Origin of the sequence: Pusillimonas noertemannii (assembly GCF_003096595.1) — a bacterium.
Taxonomy (GTDB): Bacteria; Pseudomonadota; Gammaproteobacteria; order Burkholderiales; family Burkholderiaceae_B; genus Pusillimonas; species Pusillimonas noertemannii.
Genome location: NZ_QEKO01000007.1, coordinates 1 through 17,562, shown reverse-complemented (window position 1 = coordinate 17,562; position 17,562 = coordinate 1). Strand labels below are relative to the sequence as shown.

19 protein-coding genes are annotated in these 17,562 nt (G+C 64.5%); 14 read left to right on the top strand and 5 right to left on the bottom strand.

Going from position 1 to position 17,562, the window contains the following annotated elements; all coding sequences use genetic code 11:
- Nucleotides 1–33 precede the first annotated feature (33 nt).
- Nucleotides 34–1,095 carry a selenide, water dikinase SelD gene (gene selD / locus C7440_RS17090; RefSeq protein WP_116519361.1) on the top strand — a complete coding sequence of 354 codons (1,062 nt, stop codon included), beginning with the start codon at nt 34–36 and terminating at the stop codon, nt 1,093–1,095.
- A gap of 141 nt (nt 1,096–1,236) precedes the next feature.
- Here selD and C7440_RS17085 read toward each other — a convergent pair whose 3' ends face one another.
- Together C7440_RS17085 and C7440_RS17080 are read right to left on the bottom strand one after the other, a co-directional pair.
- A complete protein-coding gene (locus C7440_RS17085) occupies nt 1,237–1,779 on the bottom strand; it encodes a 3-hydroxyanthranilate 3,4-dioxygenase (protein WP_116519360.1) in 543 nt (180 codons plus the stop codon).
- 45 nt (nt 1,780–1,824) lie between these two features.
- A complete protein-coding gene (locus C7440_RS17080; RefSeq protein WP_017523068.1) occupies nt 1,825–2,229 on the bottom strand; it encodes a RidA family protein in 405 nt (134 codons plus the stop codon).
- A gap of 182 nt (nt 2,230–2,411) precedes the next feature.
- On the opposite strand from C7440_RS17080, the gene C7440_RS17075 reads away from it, so the two are divergent.
- The 7 genes from C7440_RS17075 (at nt 2,412) to C7440_RS17045 (ending at nt 9,274) form a co-directional block, all read left to right on the top strand.
- Complete coding sequence (locus C7440_RS17075; RefSeq protein WP_116519359.1) at nt 2,412–3,671, top strand: LysR family transcriptional regulator; 1,260 nt, start codon at nt 2,412–2,414, stop codon at nt 3,669–3,671.
- A 113-nt stretch (nt 3,672–3,784) separates the two neighbouring features.
- Nucleotides 3,785–4,531 (top strand): PIG-L deacetylase family protein, encoded by a 747-nt coding sequence (locus C7440_RS17070; RefSeq protein ID WP_017523070.1) that lies wholly within the window; start codon nt 3,785–3,787, stop codon nt 4,529–4,531.
- Nucleotides 4,528–5,232 (top strand): 4-carboxy-4-hydroxy-2-oxoadipate aldolase/oxaloacetate decarboxylase, encoded by a 705-nt coding sequence (locus C7440_RS17065; RefSeq protein WP_116519358.1) that lies wholly within the window; start codon nt 4,528–4,530, stop codon nt 5,230–5,232. The genes C7440_RS17070 and C7440_RS17065 overlap by 4 nt, the downstream gene beginning before the upstream one ends.
- Nucleotides 5,232–6,326, top strand: coding sequence for a 4-oxalomesaconate tautomerase (locus C7440_RS17060; protein WP_116519357.1), 1,095 nt, complete (start codon nt 5,232–5,234; stop codon nt 6,324–6,326). The genes C7440_RS17065 and C7440_RS17060 overlap by 1 nt, the downstream gene beginning before the upstream one ends.
- A 57-nt stretch (nt 6,327–6,383) precedes the next feature.
- Nucleotides 6,384–7,106: an alpha/beta fold hydrolase gene (locus tag C7440_RS17055; protein ID WP_116519356.1), complete on the top strand. Its 723-nt coding sequence runs from the start codon at nt 6,384–6,386 to the stop codon at nt 7,104–7,106.
- A gap of 34 nt (nt 7,107–7,140) precedes the next feature.
- Entirely contained in the window at nt 7,141–8,049 is a 909-nt protein-coding gene (locus C7440_RS17050) for a DUF1932 domain-containing protein (RefSeq protein WP_116519355.1), read from the top strand.
- 91 nt (nt 8,050–8,140) lie between these two features.
- On the top strand, nt 8,141–9,274 hold the full coding sequence (locus tag C7440_RS17045; RefSeq protein ID WP_116519354.1) for an aminotransferase class V-fold PLP-dependent enzyme: 1,134 nt from the start codon (nt 8,141–8,143) through the stop codon (nt 9,272–9,274).
- Between the two features lie 463 nt (nt 9,275–9,737).
- Here C7440_RS17045 and fdhA read toward each other — a convergent pair whose 3' ends face one another.
- The 3 genes from fdhA to C7440_RS17030 all read right to left on the bottom strand — a co-directional run bounded on the left by fdhA (nt 9,738) and on the right by C7440_RS17030 (nt 12,326).
- Nucleotides 9,738–10,949 carry a formaldehyde dehydrogenase, glutathione-independent gene (gene fdhA, locus C7440_RS17040; protein WP_116519353.1) on the bottom strand — a complete coding sequence of 404 codons (1,212 nt, stop codon included), beginning with the start codon at nt 10,947–10,949 and terminating at the stop codon, nt 9,738–9,740.
- 107 nt (nt 10,950–11,056) lie between these two features.
- Nucleotides 11,057–11,416: a protocatechuate 3,4-dioxygenase gene (locus C7440_RS17035; RefSeq protein ID WP_116519352.1), complete on the bottom strand. Its 360-nt coding sequence runs from the start codon at nt 11,414–11,416 to the stop codon at nt 11,057–11,059.
- Nucleotides 11,417–11,429: 13 nt separating this feature from the next.
- Nucleotides 11,430–12,326, bottom strand: coding sequence for a gallate dioxygenase (locus C7440_RS17030; RefSeq protein WP_116519351.1), 897 nt, complete (start codon nt 12,324–12,326; stop codon nt 11,430–11,432).
- Between the two features lie 250 nt (nt 12,327–12,576).
- Here C7440_RS17030 and C7440_RS17025 point away from each other — a divergent pair, with 250 nt between their 5' ends.
- The 6 genes from C7440_RS17025 to C7440_RS17000 form a co-directional block, all read left to right on the top strand.
- A complete protein-coding gene (locus tag C7440_RS17025; RefSeq protein ID WP_243410965.1) occupies nt 12,577–13,278 on the top strand; it encodes a GntR family transcriptional regulator in 702 nt (233 codons plus the stop codon).
- Nucleotides 13,279–13,342: 64 nt separating this feature from the next.
- A complete protein-coding gene (gene dinB / locus C7440_RS17020; RefSeq protein WP_116519349.1) occupies nt 13,343–14,512 on the top strand; it encodes a DNA polymerase IV in 1,170 nt (389 codons plus the stop codon).
- Nucleotides 14,513–14,597: 85 nt separating this feature from the next.
- On the top strand, nt 14,598–15,137 hold the full coding sequence (locus C7440_RS17015; protein ID WP_026068130.1) for a MarR family winged helix-turn-helix transcriptional regulator: 540 nt from the start codon (nt 14,598–14,600) through the stop codon (nt 15,135–15,137).
- Nucleotides 15,138–15,481: 344 nt separating this feature from the next.
- On the top strand, nt 15,482–16,444 hold the full coding sequence (locus C7440_RS17010; RefSeq protein ID WP_116519348.1) for an amidohydrolase family protein: 963 nt from the start codon (nt 15,482–15,484) through the stop codon (nt 16,442–16,444).
- 23 nt (nt 16,445–16,467) lie between these two features.
- Nucleotides 16,468–17,301: an alpha/beta fold hydrolase gene (locus tag C7440_RS17005; RefSeq protein WP_116519347.1), complete on the top strand. Its 834-nt coding sequence runs from the start codon at nt 16,468–16,470 to the stop codon at nt 17,299–17,301.
- A gap of 28 nt (nt 17,302–17,329) precedes the next feature.
- Nucleotides 17,330–17,562: 2,5-dihydroxypyridine 5,6-dioxygenase NicX family protein (locus C7440_RS17000; RefSeq protein ID WP_480383346.1), on the top strand; the 233-nt coding region annotated here is incomplete at its 3' end.

Genomic DNA, 17,562 nt, shown 5'->3' with positions numbered 1-17,562 from the left:
GGCCCCGCGCAGGCATTCTGTCGGAGACGCTTCATGTCCGGTTCCCCCCAGCTTCATACCGCTCCCCGCCTAACTTCCTTGTCGCACGGAGGCGGCTGCGGCTGCAAGATCGCGCCGGGGGTTCTGTCTGAATTGCTGGCGGGCATGCCGGGCATGCAGGCCTACCAAGACCTGCTGGTGGGCAACGAAAGCTCCGATGACGCGGCCGTGTACAGGCTTAACGACGAGCAGGCGCTCATCGCCACCACCGATTTCTTCATGCCCATCGTCGACGACCCCTACGACTTCGGCCGCATCGCGGCCACCAATGCGCTGTCCGACGTCTATGCCATGGGAGGCACGCCCATCATGGCGCTGGCCATCGTCGGCATGCCCATCAATGTGCTGCCCCGGTCCGACATTGCGGCCATACTCGAGGGCGGCGCCGCGGCCTGTACCGAAGCGGGCATACCCATAGCCGGCGGCCATTCCATCGACTCGGTCGAACCCATCTACGGCCTGGCCGCCATGGGCCTGGTCCATCCCGGGCGCATCAAGCGCAATGCCGACGCGCAAGAAGGCGACGTATTGATTCTGGGCAAGCCGCTGGGCGTGGGGGTGTTGTCGGCCGCGCTTAAAAAAAACCAGCTGTCCGCCGACGGCTATCGAGCCATGATCGACGCAACCACTCAATTGAATCGGCCCGGCACGGCGTTGGCGGCGCTCGATGGCGTGCATGCGCTTACCGACGTCACCGGCTTCGGCCTGCTGGGGCATACCCTTGAGATTGCGCGCGGTTCGGGCCTGGCGGCGCATTTGCGCCTGGCCGACCTGCCGTGGCTGCCGGGTGTTCGCGAGCTTGCCGGGCAAGGCGTGATCACCGGCGCCTCGGGGCGCAACTGGCAAGCCTATGGCGAGGGCATTGAACTGGCTGCGGGGCTGGGCGAGGCTGACCGGGCGCTGCTTACCGACCCCCAGACCTCGGGCGGGCTGCTGGTGTCATGCCGGGCCGATGCGGCGCCCAAAGTGCTGGAAATCTTTCACTCGCAGGGCTTTGGCCAGGCCGCCGTCATCGGAGAAATGCGGGCCGGTGCGGCGCGTGTGTACGTAGCCTGATGCAGCCACGCTGGGCATAGCGGCAGGGCGGGCGCAACTCCATCTTGTACTTGCCCCGCCTGCACCCATGAAGGCACGGCCGCCCGGGAGGGCGGCCGCAGCATGTGAATGCGTGCCTTATCGATTACGGTGCACCGCGGATCAGTCGCTTTTCTTCTCGGCCTCTGATTCGGCCAGGGCATTGGGCATGATGTGGCCGCATTCCTTGCAGGTGCGATGCTCTTCGGAGTCAAAAAAGCGCCTGTAGGCCTTGCCCACCGGGTCTACCGCGTAATCGCTGACGGTGAATTCTTCTTCGTGCAGGAAGGCATCGCATTCGGGACAGTACCACTGGAAGCGGTCTACCTCGCCTTCGCGCCGCTTGCGTTCGAGCACCAGCAGATGGGCGTCGGGCGGAAACCGCGGTGAATGGGGTATGCCGGCGGGCGTATGGATGATCGCGCCTTCGGGAAGGACGGCGATTTCTTCCTTGCCTTCGGGCGTGCGGTAATGCAGGTTCATCTGCCCCTTGAGCATGTACATCACTTCATCAGTGGGGTTGATGTGGAATTCGCTGCGGTAGGACCGGCCGCGCGCGACGAAGACCAGCGACTCGGGCTGCTGCCACAGGACGCTGACATAGCGTCCTGTTTCGTCGAGCATCTTGCCTTCGCCGGGAAGCGAAACAATGGGCATTTTGTACATGGTGTCTCTTCTCTAAAGGAATGAGTGTTGCCAGGCGGCGGGTAATCAGCCCAGGTAGGCGACGCAATCGACTTCGACCAGCACGCCCTGGCGGTGCGGGGTGCCGCCGGTGCAGGTGCGGGTGGTCTTTTCGCCTTGCATGAATTCGCGGAATTCTTCGTTGAAGGCGGGGAAGTCGGACACGTTGCGCAGGCACACGCGCATGTTCACCACATTGGCCATGGTGGCGCCGCCCGCCTCGAGCACGGCCCTGAGATTGCCGAGCACTTGCTGGGTTTGCTTGCGGATGTCGTCGGAGACGACCTCTTTGGTGGCGGGGTCGAGGGGCCCCTGGCCGGACACGTACAGGAAATCGCCCGCGCGTATGGCTTGCGCCAGGGGCGAAGGGGTGTTCTTGTCGGTAAAGCCGGTGGTTGGGGCGGCCTGGCTATGAACAATGACTTTAGGCATGGAGCGTCCTTTTGCGTGGCGGTCGATATTTCGACATCAATACCAAATTTTGTCGTTATATCGATTTTATATGGAAAATCGATATTTCGAATGTAGCCCAGAACCCCACCCTTGTCCATGTCCGTTCCACAGGGCGGCCGGTACAATCGGGCCTTCTGATACCTGCTTGAAAGAGGCCATTTGTGGCGGCGTCCGACGAAGGGGGCAAGCTGGAGGCGCAGTCTTTGGCGCCCCACCTGAAGCAGCTGCGATGCGTGCTGGCGGTATGCCGGGCAGGCAGCACCGCGCGGGCGAGCGAAGCGCTGCCATTGTCACAGTCTGCCATTGCGCGCGCCATACGCCAACTGGAATCGAGCTTGGGGTTAACCATATTCGACCGCGGGGCCCGCGGCATGCTGGCCACCGCCGAGGGCCGGCTGCTGGCCCATCGTGCAAGCCGTGCCATGGCCCAGCTCGAGCTTGCCGAAACCGAGGCGGCCCGCCTTGCTGATGAAGCGGCCCGCAGGCTCGAGTTTGGGCGCGGACGTTTCTCGGGCGCCTGTTCTCATCGCCATCTTCAAACCTACATCGCGTTTTGCGAAAGCCGCGGCGAATCGGCGGCCGCGCGGCGCCTGGGCGTAAGCCAGCCGGCGGTGAACCAGGCCTTGCGGCAGGTCGAGCACATGCTGGGGACAAGACTGTTCCAGCGCTCTTCGCGCGGCATGCGGCTGACCGAAAGCGGTGAAGCGGTGTTGCGGCGTGCCAAGCTGGCCATGGACGAGCTGCGCCACGCGCACGAAGACCTGGGCGCCCTGCGCGGCCGGATGCGGGGGCGCATTGTGGTGGGGTCGCTGCCCCTGTCGGCGGGCGTGCTGGTGCCGCGCGCCGTCGACCGCGTGCTTTCGCGGCACCGGGACCTGCACGTCACCATCGTCGACGGCACTTACGATGCCTTGCTGAACCAGCTGCTGCATGCCGACGTGGACGTCATCGTGGGCGCCTTGCGTCCTTGGGCGGCCGGGCCCGAAATTGTCCAGGAAACCTTGTTCACCGACACGCTTTGCGTCGTGGCGCGGCGGGGCCATCCGCTGCTGGACGAGCCGCCGTGCGGCTTGCGCGAACTGGAGGCTGCGCCGTGGATCGCGCCTCTGTCGGGGACGCCGGCGAGAGAGGCTTTCGAGCGCGCCTTCGCGGCCGAGGGCGTGGCTGCGCCGCGTGGGTTGCTCGAAGCCAATAGTGCGGTGGTCGTGCAGGCCCTGCTGATGGACAGCGACCGCCTCGCCCTGTTGTCGCGCCGGCAGATAGTGCGAGGCGTATCGGCAGGGCTGCTTGCTGTCGTGCCGCTTCAGATTCACGAAACCGAGCGGCAAATCGGCCTGACAATGCGGGCCGACGCCGATCCCGGGTCGGCGCTGCGCATGTTCATGGACGAGATCCGATTGTTGGCCCAAGAAGACCTATAAGTAAAATGCCTAGCTAGGCACGCGATGTCACTGGTGCTCGAGAGCGGGTTTTGACACACTGGGCGCAGGCGAGCAGCTCAATATTCAGTCATAACACCCTTACAGGAACCTCCATGAACGCAAGCACAGAGTCCACTCCCCGCGCCGGGCTGGTCATCAGCGCGCATTCGGCCGATTTCGTCTGGCGCTCGGCCGGCGCCATCGCCACCCACGTGCGCCAGGGCTATCGCATGAAAGTCGTCTGTCTGTCTTTCGGCGAGCGGGGCGAATCGGCCAAGCTGTGGCGCAAGGGCGAGATGACGCTCGAGAAAGTCAAGGCGGCCCGCCGCGAAGAGGCACAGAAGGCCGCTGACATATTGGGCGCCGAAATCGAATTCTTCGACCTGGGCGACTACCCCATGCGCGTCAGCGACGAGGCGCTGTTCCGCTTGGTGGATGTGTACCGCGACGTGCAGCCGGCATTCGTGCTCAGCCATTCTGTCAAGGATCCCTACAACTTCGACCATCCGCTGGCCATGCACGTGGCCCAAGAGGCCCGCGTCATCGCCCAGGCCGAAGGCCACAACCCCGGCCAGAAGATCGTCGGCGCCCCGCCGGTATATGCCTTCGAGCCTCATCAGACCGAACAGTGCGAATGGGTGCCCAACACCTTCCTCGATATCACCGACGTCTGGGACATCAAGCGCCAGGCCATCGAATGCATGGCGGGCCAGGAACACCTTTGGGCCTACTACACGCGCGTTGCCCAGCAGCGCGGCGTGCAGGCCAAGCGCAACATCGGCATCACCGCCGCGCGCAACATCGAGTACGCCGAGGGCTATATGCGCCTGACCCCGGCCGTCGTGGGAGACCTGTCATGATCCGGGGCGTCGTCGTTCAAAACATTCCGCGCGCCGACGCGGCCCACGTCGCCATCCTGCAAGAAGCGGGCGCCGCCACGGTGCACGAAGCGCAAAGCCGCCTGGGCCTGCTGGCGCCCTATATGCGTCCCATCTGGCAGGGCGCGGCCATTGCGGGCTCCGCCGTCACCGCGCTGGTGCCGCCTTCCGACAACTGGATGCTGCATGTGGCGGTCGAGCAGTGCCGCGAAGGCGACGTGCTGGTGGTCGCGCCCACTTCTGAATGCCTCGACGGCTATTTCGGCGAACTGCTGGCCACCTCGCTTGCCGCCCGCGGCGTGCGCGGCCTGGTCATCGACGCGGGCTGCCGCGACGTCAAGGCGCTGAAGGAAATGGGCTTTCCCGTGTGGTCGCGGGCCGTGTCGGCCCAGGGCACTGTGAAAGAAACCCTGGGTTCGGTCAATGTGCCCGTGGTGTGCGCGCAGCAGATCGTCAATCCGGGCGACGTCATCGTGGCCGACGACGACGGCGTGGTGGTGGTGCCGTTGGCCAATGTGGCCCAGGTGGCGCAGGCCTCGCAGGCCCGCCTCGACAAAGAGGCCGTTACCCGCAAGACGCTCGCCTCGGGCGCGCTGGGCCTTGACTACTATAAGATGCGCGAAAAGCTCGAGGCCAAGGGCCTGCGCTATGTCGACTCGCTGGACGAACTCCAAGGCAAATGATGCAAACCCGTATCCCCTGCGTGCAGATGCGCGGCGGCACGTCCAAGGGCGCCTACTTCCTGGCTTCTGACCTGCCCGCCGACCCCGCCTTGCGCGATAGCGTGCTGCTGTCGGTCATGGGCTCGCCCGATTCCAGGCAGATCGACGGCATCGGCGGCGCTGATTCGCTTACCAGCAAGGTTGCCATCGTGTCGCCGCCCACGCGCGACGACGCCGACGTCGACTATCTCTTCGCCCAGGTGCTGGTCGACGAGGCGCGGGTCGACTACGGTCAGAACTGCGGCAATATGCTGGCCGGCGTCGGCCCGTTCGCGATCGAGCTGGGCCTGGTCCCGGCCCAGGGCGAAACCACCCGCGTCGCCATCCACATGGTCAATACCGGGCAGGTGGCCATAGCCACGGTCTCCACGCCCGCGGGGCGGGTCGAATATGAGGGCGACCAGCGCATCGACGGCGTGCCCGGAACGGCCGCGGCCATCCCGCTCGAATTCAAGGACACGGCGGGCTCCTCCTGCGGCGCCCTGCTGCCCACCGGCAATGTGCGCGACGTCATCGACGGTATCGAGGCCACCCTCATCGACAACGGCATGCCCACCGTGGTGTTGCGCGCCCGGGACCTGGGCTGCACGGGGTATGAAAGCCGCGAGCAGCTCGATGCCGACGAAGCGCTCAAGGCCCGCATCGAGGCCATACGTCTTGCGGCCGGTCCCATGATGAACCTGGGCGACGTCGCCCAGCGCACCGTGCCCAAGATGTGCCTGGTTTCGCCACCCCGTGAGGGCGGCGCGCTCAATACGCGCAGCTTCATTCCCCATGTGTGCCATGCCTCCATCGGCGTGCTTGGGGCGGTCAGCGCCGCCTCGGCCGCAGTGCTGCCGGGCAGCGTGTGCGAGGACGTGGCGCAGCTGCCGCCGGGCGACAGCCCTGTGCTGGGCATCGAGCACCCCAGCGGCGAACTCAGCACCCAGATGCATCTTTGCCGCGAGGCCGATGCCGTCACCATCACCAGCGCGGCCCTGATACGCACGGCCCGGTGGCTGTTCGACGGCCACGTCCACGTGCCCGCGCGTATTTGGAACCCCAAGGCCGGTTGACGCGGAAAGGCCCATGCGGCGGCCTTTCCGATGTCAACGGCCCGACTGGAAAAAGGCATGACAACAGAACAAATCGTTTTTCTTCCCGGCCTGATGTGCGATGCGGCGGTGTGGAAGCACCAGCAAAGCGGCCTCGCCCCGCGGGCCGAGTCTTTCGTTGCCGAATACCACGACATCGATTCTTTGCCGGCCATGGCGGCCAAGGTGCTGCGCGACGCGCCCTACGACACCTTTTCGCTGGCGGGCCATTCCATGGGCGGCCGGGTGGCCGTCGAGATCGTGCGCCAGGCTCCGCAGCGCGTGCGCCGGCTGGCGCTGCTGGACACGGGCTATGCGCCCCTGGACGGGGGCGAGGCGGGCCGGCAGGAAGAGGCCAAGCGCATGTCGCTGCTGCAGTTCGCCCGCGAACACGGCATGCGCGAAATGGGCAAGACGCTCTGGGCGCCGGGCATGGTGCATCCCAGCCAGCTGGACACGCCCTTGTTCGAAGAGATACTGGACATGATCGAGCGGCGCACGCCGCAGCAGTTCGAGGCCCAGATCAGGGCGCTGCTGGCCCGGCCCGACGCCGAGCCGGTGCTGCGCTCGCTGGCCTGTCCCACCTATGTCATTTGCGGCCGCCAGGACGCCTGGAGCACCTACGCGCTTCACGAAACCATAAGCAGCCTGATACCGGCACCCTACGCCACCCTGGTGGCCATAGAAGAAAGCGGCCACATGTCCACCATGGAAAGGCCCGATGAGGTAACGGCCGTGCTGGCCGATTGGCTCGACCGCTGAACACCCCGCCCACGACCGCCTTGCGAGAAAGACTATGAACCAAGCAACCGCTCCCCTCCTGAACACCATCGCCCTGGTGGGCTTTGGCGAAGCCGGGTTCCTGCTGGGCCAGGGCCTGGCCGAGGCGGGTGCAACAGTCGGCGCCTACGACATCAAGGTGCATGACGCCGAGCACCGTCCGGGGCTCGAGGCACGCGCCCAGCAGGCCGGCGTCAGCCTGCATGCCAGCCTGGCGGCCGCGGTGCAGGATGCCGACCTGGTCATCTCGGCCGTTACGGCCAGTTCGGCGGCCCAGGCGGCCGTCGATGCCGCCCAGTGCCTGCACGCCGGCCAGTATTTCCTCGACATCAACTCGGTGTCGCCGGCCACCAAGCATGCCGATCGCGACGCCATCGAGGCGGCCGGCGGTTTTTATATTGAATCGGCCGTGATGGCGCCGGTGCCGCCCTATGGGCTGAAAGTGCCCATGCTGCTTGGGGGCGAACACGCGCAGGCGCTGTCGGGCAGCCTGAACGAGCTCGGTCTGCGGACCAAGGCCGTCTCCACCCAGGTGGGCGTGGCCTCGGCCATCAAGATGTGCCGCAGCGTGATGATCAAGGGCCTCGAGGCACTGACCGTCGAATGCATGACGGCGGCGCGCCGCTACGGCGCCGAAGAGGCGGTGCTGGCCTCGCTGAACGAAACCTTTCCCGGCATGGGCTGGACGGAAAACCTGCCTCACTACCTGATCAGCCGCGTGGCCGAACACGGCCGCCGGCGCGCCGCCGAGATGCGCGAGGTCATGGAAACCCTGCAGGACGTCGACGTTACGCCCCTGATGGCGCAGGCCACGGCCCAGAGCCAGGATGCCCTGGTCGACGCCATGCAGGCCGCAGGCCTGGCCTACGACACACAGCGCGATTTCGTATGGCAAGAGCTGGTCGATCAGCTCAAGAAGGATTAGAGCCTTTAGTGTTAACAGGCCCTAAGCTCCCTCCTGGCCTACAATAAGCAATCGATCCGCCGCCATCAGGGCGGAAAACGTGGAGACGCATATGCCCGGCCTGCTGCCCGACGTCGATCCCGACGGACTTCTCGAATATTCGGTGGTCTATACCGATCGCGCGCTCAACCACATGTCCAGCGCCTTCCAGGGCGTCATGAAGGACATCTCCCGCACGCTCAAGCAGGTGTACGGCGCACAGGCCGCCATCGTGGTGCCGGGCAGCGGCACCTTCGGCATGGAAGCCGTGGCCCGGCAGTTTGCCACCGGCAAGCGCTGCCTGGTCATACGCAATGGCTGGTTCAGCTACCGCTGGACGCAAATCTTCCAGGCCGGCTCCATTCCCGCCGAAGAAATCGTCCTCAAGGCCCGGCCCATCGAGGCGGGCGAACAAGCGGCCTACCAGCCGCCCCCCATCGAAGAGGTCGTCCAGGCCATCGCGCGCCAGAAGCCCGACCTGGTATTTGCCGCGCACGTCGAAACCGCCTCGGGCATCTTGCTGCCCGACGACTATCTGCGCCGCGTGGCTGATGCGGCCCACGCCGTGGGCGCCCTGTTCGTGCTCGATTGCATCGCGTCCGGAACCCTCTGGGTCGATATGCGCGACACCGGCGTCGACATCCTGATCAGCGCGCCGCAAAAGGGCTGGACGGGTTCCGCCTGCTGCGGCCTGGTCATGCTGTCCGCCACTGCGCTCGAGCGCATCGAACAAACCACCAGCACCAGCTTTGCCAGCGACCTGCGCAAATGGCTGGGCATCATGCAGGCATATGAGCAGGGCGGCTTCGGCTACCATGCCACCATGCCCACCGACTCGCTCACGGTGCTGCGCGACGCCATGGCCGAGGCCGAGTCCGAAGGCTTCGACGCCTTGCGCGAGGCGCAGTTCGAACTGGGCGCCCGGGTGCGCGCGCTGCTGCGCGAAAAAGGTTTCAAGAGCGTTGCCGCACCCGGTTTCGAGGCCCCGGGGGTGGTAGTAAGCTACACCACGGACGACGGCATCCACTCGGCCCGCAAGTTTGCCGAGGCGGGCATCCAGGCCGCGGCCGGCGTGCCCCTGCAATGCGACGAGCCTCCGGGCTTCAAGACCTTCCGGCTGGGCCTGTTCGGCCTGGACAAGCTGCGCGATGTGGACCGCAGCGTAAACAATCTGGCCAAGGCGCTGGAGCGGATCACCCCTGCCTAGAGCAAATCGGAAAATGCTTTAGAGTTGGGGCCTGTCTGTATTTGGGTCTTTAAGCCGGCGTGCTGCGGGGCCGTATTTTGGACGCCGGAGAGCTTCGGCCGGCTTCGCCGGCTGCCCTCGCACCCTATCATTTTTGGGGCGCCCGCAAAACTCGCAACTGCGGGCCGGTGGCCCGCACCCGTGTTGCTCGAACAGTTGCGGGCTTGCATCCCCAAAAACGTCAGGGTGCTCGGCTCGCTCAACGTCGCCCAAAATACTTCCCCGCATCGCTCCTCTGGGTGTCTAAGGCGGGGATGCCGCAGGGCTTCGCAGGTTGGTGTGCTGGATTTTCTGCACGACTTTTCTCTTCTGCAGTACAGCAGTTTTCTATTCGGGCTTATCGGCTTAGAGCAAAATAGCTGGCCCCATCGGCAAAAAAATGTGCGGCCCGGGGGCCGCACATTGCACTGCATTGGCCGGGAGGTCAGGCGACCTTGCGCAGATGCCCCAGCTGGTTGTGAGGATCGATCACGAATTTCCGGGGCGCGCCGGCGTCGAACTCGTGATAGCCGCGCGGGGCGTCATCAAGGCTGATGACCTGCACGCCCACCACTTCGGCGATGTTGATGCGGTCCCACAGAATGGCCTGCATCAGGGCCCGGTTGTACTTCATGACCGGGGTCTGGCCCGTGAAGAAGCTGTGCGACTTGGCCCAGCCCAGGCCGAACCGCACGCTTAGCGAGCCATGCTGGGCGGCCTTGTCGACGCCGCCCGGGTCTTCGGTAACGTATAGCCCCGGGATGCCGATCTTGCCCGCCGCGCGGGTGATGTCCATGAGCGAATTGAGCACGGTGGCGGGTGCTTCGGTTTGCGAACCCGAGTGGCCGTGGCCGCGCGCCTCGAAGCCCACCGCGTCGATGGCGCAATCTACCTCGGGCGTGCCCAGGATTTGCGCGATCTGCTCGCCCAGCGAGGCGTCTTGCGACACGTCGACGGTTTCAAAACCCACCTTGCGTGCGTGCGCCAGGCGTTCGGCATTGAGATCGCCCACGATGACCACCGCCGCGCCCAGCAGGCGGGCCGAAGCGGCCGCCGCCAGGCCCACGGGGCCGGCGCCCGCCACATACACCGTGCTGCCCGGGCCCACCCCGGCGCTGACCGCGCCGTGAAAGCCGGTGGGCAGGATGTCGGACAGGCAGGTGAGGTCCTGGATTTTTTCACGCGCCTGGTCGTTGTCGGGGAACTTCAGCAGGTTGAAGTCGGCGTAGGGCACCATGACGTACTCGGCCTGGCCGCCTATCCAGCCGCCCATGTCGACATAGCCGTAGGCGCCGCCCGCGCGCGAGGGGTTGACGTTCAGGCACACGCCGGTGTCCTGCTCTTTGCAGGTGCGGCAGCGCCCGCAGGCCACGTTGAAGGGCACCGAGACGATGTCGCCTTTTTTCAGGAACTCGACGTCGCCGCCGGCCTCGAGCACTTCGCCGGTGATTTCATGGCCCAGGATCAGGCCGGCCGGGGCGGTGGTGCGGCCGCGCACCATGTGCTGGTCGGAGCCGCAGATATTGGTGGAAAGAACCTTGAGGATGACGCCGTGGTTGGCCTTTTTGCCCCCGGGGTTGACCAGTTCGGGAAAGGGAATGGATTGGACTTCGACCTTGCCTGGCTCGATGTAAGCCACGCCTCTGTTTGATGCCATGTCGTGCTCCTTGGTGGTGGAAAATGCCGCGCCGTCCGCTGGAGCGGGCGGCGCGTTTCAACGGTGCTGCGTCAAACTGGAAATGCGGGAACGGACAGCCGGCGCGGCTAGCGCGATTCGGGCACCCTGCGCGTGGCCATGAACTGTTCGAAGGTTTCTCCGCGCATCATGGCATAGACTTCGAGATTGGTCTTGCGCACGACGCGGGCGAATTTCTCGATGACGAAGAAGCAGGCACCGTATTGGACGAGGCCCAGCCAGTCTTCGGTGCGCACCAGGTTCTTCTCGGTGTCGTTCAGGCCGGCTTCCTGCATGACGGCCTCGGGGTCGGTCTTGTAGCGGTCGCGCCATTCGGCGCGGATCATGTTCCAGAAGAAGCGGTTGAGCTTGAGGGCCTTGTTGCTGGTGCGGATGTCGAAGGCATAGGTGCCTTCGATCTCTTCCATGCCCTTGAGTTGCGGATTCATGTTTGTTGCCTGCTCAAGCGGTTGCGTTGTCGGGAACCCGGCTGGCCGTTGCGGCGGCCGTCTGGGCGGGCTCTTCGCCTTCTTCGTACAGCGCCAGGGTCATGGCGGTGGTGGTGGCCAGGTAGTAATTGAGATGCAGCCTGCGGATTTTCTCGGGCATGGCGCCGCGCATGGCCAGCCACATGATCTGTTCGACGCTTTCGGCGCCGCCCCGGCGCACGAAGTCGGCATGAGTGAGCTCGGTGAGCTTTTCAGGTTCGAACTGCAGCAGGCGCAGGAATTCGTGGTCCCATTCTTCGTTGTTGAAGCCGGTGCGCTCGCCGTGGATTTGGTGCGACAGCCCGCCGGTGCCCACGATGACCACCTTGAGGTCTTCGGGATAGGACTCGACGGCGCGGCGCACGGCCTGGCCCAGCTTGTAGCAGCGCTTGGCGGTGGGCAGGGGGTACTGCAGCACGTTGATGGCGATGGGCACCAGGGCACCCGGCCAGTCGGGATCGTGCGGCCACAGCAGCGGCAGCGGCGAGGCGCAGCCGTGGTCGATGGGCTTTTCCTGGAAGATGGTCAGGTCGAACTCGTCGTTGACGAGAGACTCGGCAATATGGCATTGAAGATCGACATTGCCCTTGATATGCGGCAGCGGCCGCAGGCCGGCGCCTTCGTCGGCGACCGGAAAGCGCTCGCCCACCCCCAGCGCGAAGGTGGGGTACATGTCGAAGAAGAAAGTGGTGGCGTGGTCGTTGTAGAAGAAGACCAGCGCGTCGGGCTTTTTCTCGGCCAGCCATTGGGCTACGGGCTTGTAGCCGTCGAAAAGCGGGGCCCAGGCGGGATCGGCCTGGCGGCCCTTGTCGTAGGCGACGCCTATGGTGGGCACGTGCGAGGTGCCGATGGATCCGATTATCTTGGCCATGGTGTGTTCCTGTGCTGGGGTCGAGCGAGCGGGTGTCGGACGCATTTTGCGACCCTAACCCTGATTATACTTTTGGATCCCTAATTATGAACATAGGGTTGATACTAGGCGATATCTATTATTTGGGGATCCCAAAATGAGGCCGGTCTTGTTACTATTGGCCTGAGGACTCAGGTATCGGGGGTACAAATGGGTTTTTTGGCCAAGGCGGTGCGACTGCAGGTTCGCAGTCTTCTTTCGGATGGGGCGCATGGCTCAGCAATCAACGGTAACGGTACGCTTGCGCGAGATGATTCTTCGGGGCGACGTGCTGCCGGGCGAACGTATGAAAGAGGCCGAGCTGGCGACGCGGCTTGGGGTGTCGCGCACGCCGGTGCGCCAGGCGCTGCCCGCCCTGGCCCAGGAGGGCCTGCTGGTTCCGGCCGGCAAGCGTGGCTATTCGGTGCGGGCCTTTACCATGCAACACTCGCTCGACGCCCTCAAGCTGCGCTCCGTGCTCGAGGGGGTGGCGGCGCGCACCGTGGCCGAGCGCGGCGTCTCGAGCACCTTTCTTGCCCGGCTCAAGGCCTGCCTGGCCGAGGGCGACGTGCTGTTTACCGGGCATCGCCTCCGGGACGACGACGAACTGCGCTACGGCCAGATGAACGAGCGCTTTCATGACCTGATCGTCGAAGAGGCCGGCATACCCTTGCTAAGCACCTTGATAGACCGTTGCAATGTCGTGCCGTTCACGGCGCCGCTCAGTGTCGCTTTCTCGAGCACCAGCAAAGAAAAGATGTTCGACCTGCTGTTCTATGCCCATCGGCAACACCACGCCATCGTCGGTGCGATCGAGGCCCGCCACGGCGACCGTGCCGAATTTCTTTTTCGCGAGCACGCCCATACGCAGCTCGAGAGCCAGACCATGAGCCTGGCCGAAGGCCTGCCGCCCGGCAGCGGGCGGGCCGGCTGACGTCTGTTTTCAGTATTACACTTGCGGTCAGGGCGCCGTGCGTCGCGGCGCCGGATGGCCACGCATGACTGATTTCCCACAAACCACACCGGCGGCGCCGCGTCGCATTGCGCACCTCGACATGGACGCCTTCTATGCGTCGGTCGAGTTGCTGCGCTATCCCGAGCTACGCGGCCTGCCTGTGGTGATCGGCGGGGGCGGCTCGCCGCCCCCGCTGCAATCCGACGGCACCCGCCTTTTTGCCCGTCTGGGCGACTATGTCGGCCGCGGCGTCATCACCACCTCTACCTACGAGGCCCGCAAGTTCGGCGTGTTTTCCGCCATGGGCATGATGAAGGCTGCCCGGCTCGCGCCCCAGGCCATCCTGCTGCCCACCGACTTTGCCGCCTACCGCGACTGCTCGCGCCGCTTCAAGGAAGCGGTGGCGCAGATCGTTCCCCACATCGAGGACCGCGGCATCGATGAAATCTACATCGACCTGAGCGGCCACCCCGAGCCGGACGAGCAAGTGGGGCGCCGCCTGAAAGACGCGGTCAGGGCCGCGACCGGCCTGTCGTGCTCGATTGCCATCGCGCCCAACAAGCTGCTGGCCAAGATCGGCTCCGAACTGGACAAGCCCGACGGCCTGACCCTGTTGAGCATGGACGACATCCCAGCGCGGATATGGCCGTTGCCGGCGGCCAAGGTCAACGGCATCGGCCCCAAGTCGGCGCGCAAGCTCGAGGCCCTGGGCATCGAGACGATAGGCCAGCTGGCGCACGCCAGGCCCTCGCTGCTGCAGGAGCATTTCGGCCTTACCTATGCAAGCTGGCTGCTGCGAGTGGCCAATGGAGAGGACCAGCGGCCGGTCGTCACGCACTCCGACCCCAAGTCGATCAGCCGCGAAACCACTTTCGAGCGCGACCTGCACGTAATCCACGATCGCAGCCGCCTGTCCGAGGTGTTCAGCCGCCTGTGCGGACAACTGGAAGGCGACCTGCAGCGCAAGCGGGTGGTGGGGCGCACCGTGGGCATCAAGCTGCGCTTCGACGACTTCCGCACGGTGACCCGCGACCTTACCCTGCATCACGACGTGGCCGATGCCGACGCCATACGCGGCGCGGCGGGCCAATGCCTGAAGCGTGTGCCGTTTGAGAGCCGGATCCGGCTCCTGGGGGTGCGGATAAGCAGCCTGCGGCCGATGCACGACGCAAGCCCGGCAAAAGAGCCGAGGCAACTGACCTTGCTGGATTGACTGCGACGGGGGTGTGCCCCGCGGCGGCCTGGGGCTATAATGTTATGTGTGCTGAATAATTAATATGCTGGGTGAGCGCATCGCCATGACTGAGACATACCGCCAGGCCACTGAAAAAATGGACCACGACACCCCCGACCTTGCCGACAGAAACAGCGACATCGATGTGATTGCCGGCGGGGTTTGGTCGCGTCCGGGGTTTTTGATCCGCCGCCTGCATCAGATTCATTACGCCATGTTTTTCGAAGAGTGTAAAGAAGGCGGTGTCACCCCGGTGCAATATGGCGTGCTTACCGTGCTGGCCCGCGAGCCCTGGCTTGACCAGACCGCCATCGGCTACGAGGTGGGTCTTGACCGCACCACGGCCGCCGATGTCATCAAGCGGCTCGAAGAAAAGGGCCTGGTCGAGCGCCGCATCAACCATCTCGATCGGCGGTCGCGCCAGGCGGCCGTCACCGAAAAGGGCTTGTCCATGATGGGCGCGCTCCAAGAAAGCATGGCCCGTTCGCAGCGCCGCCTGCTTCAGCCCCTGTCGGCCCGCGACCAGAAAATCTTCATGTCCCTGCTGCTCGAGCTTGTAGAAGCCAATAATCAGTACGGGCGGGCGGCTCTCAAGGCCCTGTAGGAAATCGGCGGGTCTCTCCGCAGTGCGCGCATGCCTTGCCCTGCGACGTGTACGGGGCTTACCTGGGGTTTACCAGTACAAGCGCCTGATCGGCGCTTTTTTACGTATGCGCCCGGAAAATTTCTCAGTATACTTACAGATATTGGCCGCTCCTGGCGCATTCCGTACAACGGTTGGCGTGGGCGGCGCAGCACCTTGAATCCTTCGTTTGCCGCATGGGCCGGCGTTCTTCCTTGTTATTGCAATAAGGGCGCCGGCAAGGCAGACTCAATTTTTTTGATCAGCATACTGATAAAAGGCGGAGCCACGCCTTTCCGTTTTGATCCCTGATAAGGAGTATTGCAGTGAGCCGAATACGCAAGATCGCTTTTGAAGAGCACTTTACCGCCGTGGGGTTCGGAGACTATTCGAAGTCGTTCGTCAGCCAGATAGATCCCGAAGTGGCGGCCGACCTGGGCCGGCGGCTGACCGATTTTGACGACATGCGCCTGCAGGAGATGGATGCCGCCGGCATCGACTATGTCATTCTTTCCCAGACCGGCCCCGGCGTGCAGGTTGAAAAAGACACGGCGGTGGCCATAGCGCGCTCGAAGGAAAACAATGATTTCCTGGCGCAGCAGATTGCCCGCCACCCCACCCGTTACGGCGGCTTTGCCACCCTGCCCATGCAGGATCCCAAGGCGGCGGCCGATGAGCTCGAGCGCGCGGTCAAAGAACTGGGCTTCAAGGGCGCGCTGGTCAACGGGCACACCAACGGCGTGTACTACGACAGCCCCGAATACGATGTGTTCTGGGAGCGCGTCCAGGCGCTGGACGTGCCTTTCTACCTGCATCCCTTCGATTCCTACGGCATGCCGCACGCCTACACCGGCCACCCCGAAATGACGGGCGCCACCTGGGGCTGGGGCGTGGAAACCGCTACTCATGCGTTGCGCCTGCTGTTTGGCGGCGTGTTCGACCGCTTCCCGGGCGTGAAGGTCATACTGGGCCACATGGGCGAAGGCCTGCCTTTCCAGCGCTGGCGCTTCGACAGCCGTTTCGCCGTCTATCCCTGCGGCGTCACGCTCAAGCGCAAACCATCCGAATACATCGGCACCAATATAGTAATCACTACATCCGGAGTCTGTTCTTCTGCTACGCTTATGGGTGCCATCGGCGAAATGGGCGCAGAGGCGGTGATGTTCTCGGTGGATTACCCCTACGAGTCCAGTTCCGTGGCGGCCGACTTCATCGAGCAGGCGCCTATGGACGATGCCACGCGGGCACTGGTGTGCCACGGCAACGCCGAGCGTCTGTTCAAGCTTTGAATCGAGTAGGTTGGAGAACATACATGAGTACTTATCTATATGGCGCAAACGTGCATGCCAACGGCATTCGGCAGCATTACCTGCGCTACGGCGGAACCGAAGGCGAACGCGCCGGCCGCGATGCGGTCATCATCATTCCGGGCATCACCAGCCCGGCCATCACCTGGGGCTTCGTGGGCGAACGCTTCGGCACGCATTTCGACACCTATGTGCTCGACGTCCGCGGGCGCGGCCTGTCCGAGGCCTCCGATGCGCTCGACTACAGCCTTGACGCCCAGGCGGCCGACGTCGTTGCCTTTGCCGAGGCGCTGGGGCTGCAGCGCTACGCCCTGGTGGGCCATTCGATGGGCGGCCGCATCGCGCTGCGCGCCGCGCGCAGCCATCCCAAGGGCCTGACCCGCATGGTGCTGGTCGACCCCCCCGTGTCGGGGCCGGGCCGCCGCGCCTATCCCTCCAAGCTGCCCTGGTATGTAGATTCGATGGCGTTGGCGCGCAAGGGCTGCGACGCCGAGGCCATGCGGCAGTATTGCCCCACCTGGACCGAAGAGCAGCTTGCCCTGCGCGCCGAATGGCTGCACACCTGCGACGAGCGCGCCATATTGGCCAGCTTCGAAGGCTTCCATACCGACGACATCCATGTCGACTTCCCCGAGGCCAAGGTGCCTGTGCTGCTCATGACCGCCGAGCGCGGCGACGTCGTTCGCGATGAAGACGTCGAAGAGATCCGCGGCCTGTTGTCGTCCGTCGAGCACACACGCGTGGGCGATGCGGGGCACATGATTCCCTGGGACAACGAAGAGGGCTTCTACAGCGCGTTCGGTACCTTCCTGGGCGCTCCCCTTGCCCCCAAGGCTTGAGCACGACAATTTTTACTAGGAGAACACCATGGCTGTAAGTGACCACCAACTGCTTGAGGCCTGGAAACAAGTCCTGAAGCTTTCGAAGCTGGAAAAAGGCCAGACCGTCACCATCCTGACCAGTGCCTCGACCCACCCGCAAACCCTGGCCATGGCGCAGATCGCGGTCCAGTCGATGGGCGCCATCCTGAACCGCCTGGACCTGCCGCCGGTCAACGCCGAAAAGGCGCTCAGCCGCGATCCGCTGGCCTACCTGGGCAC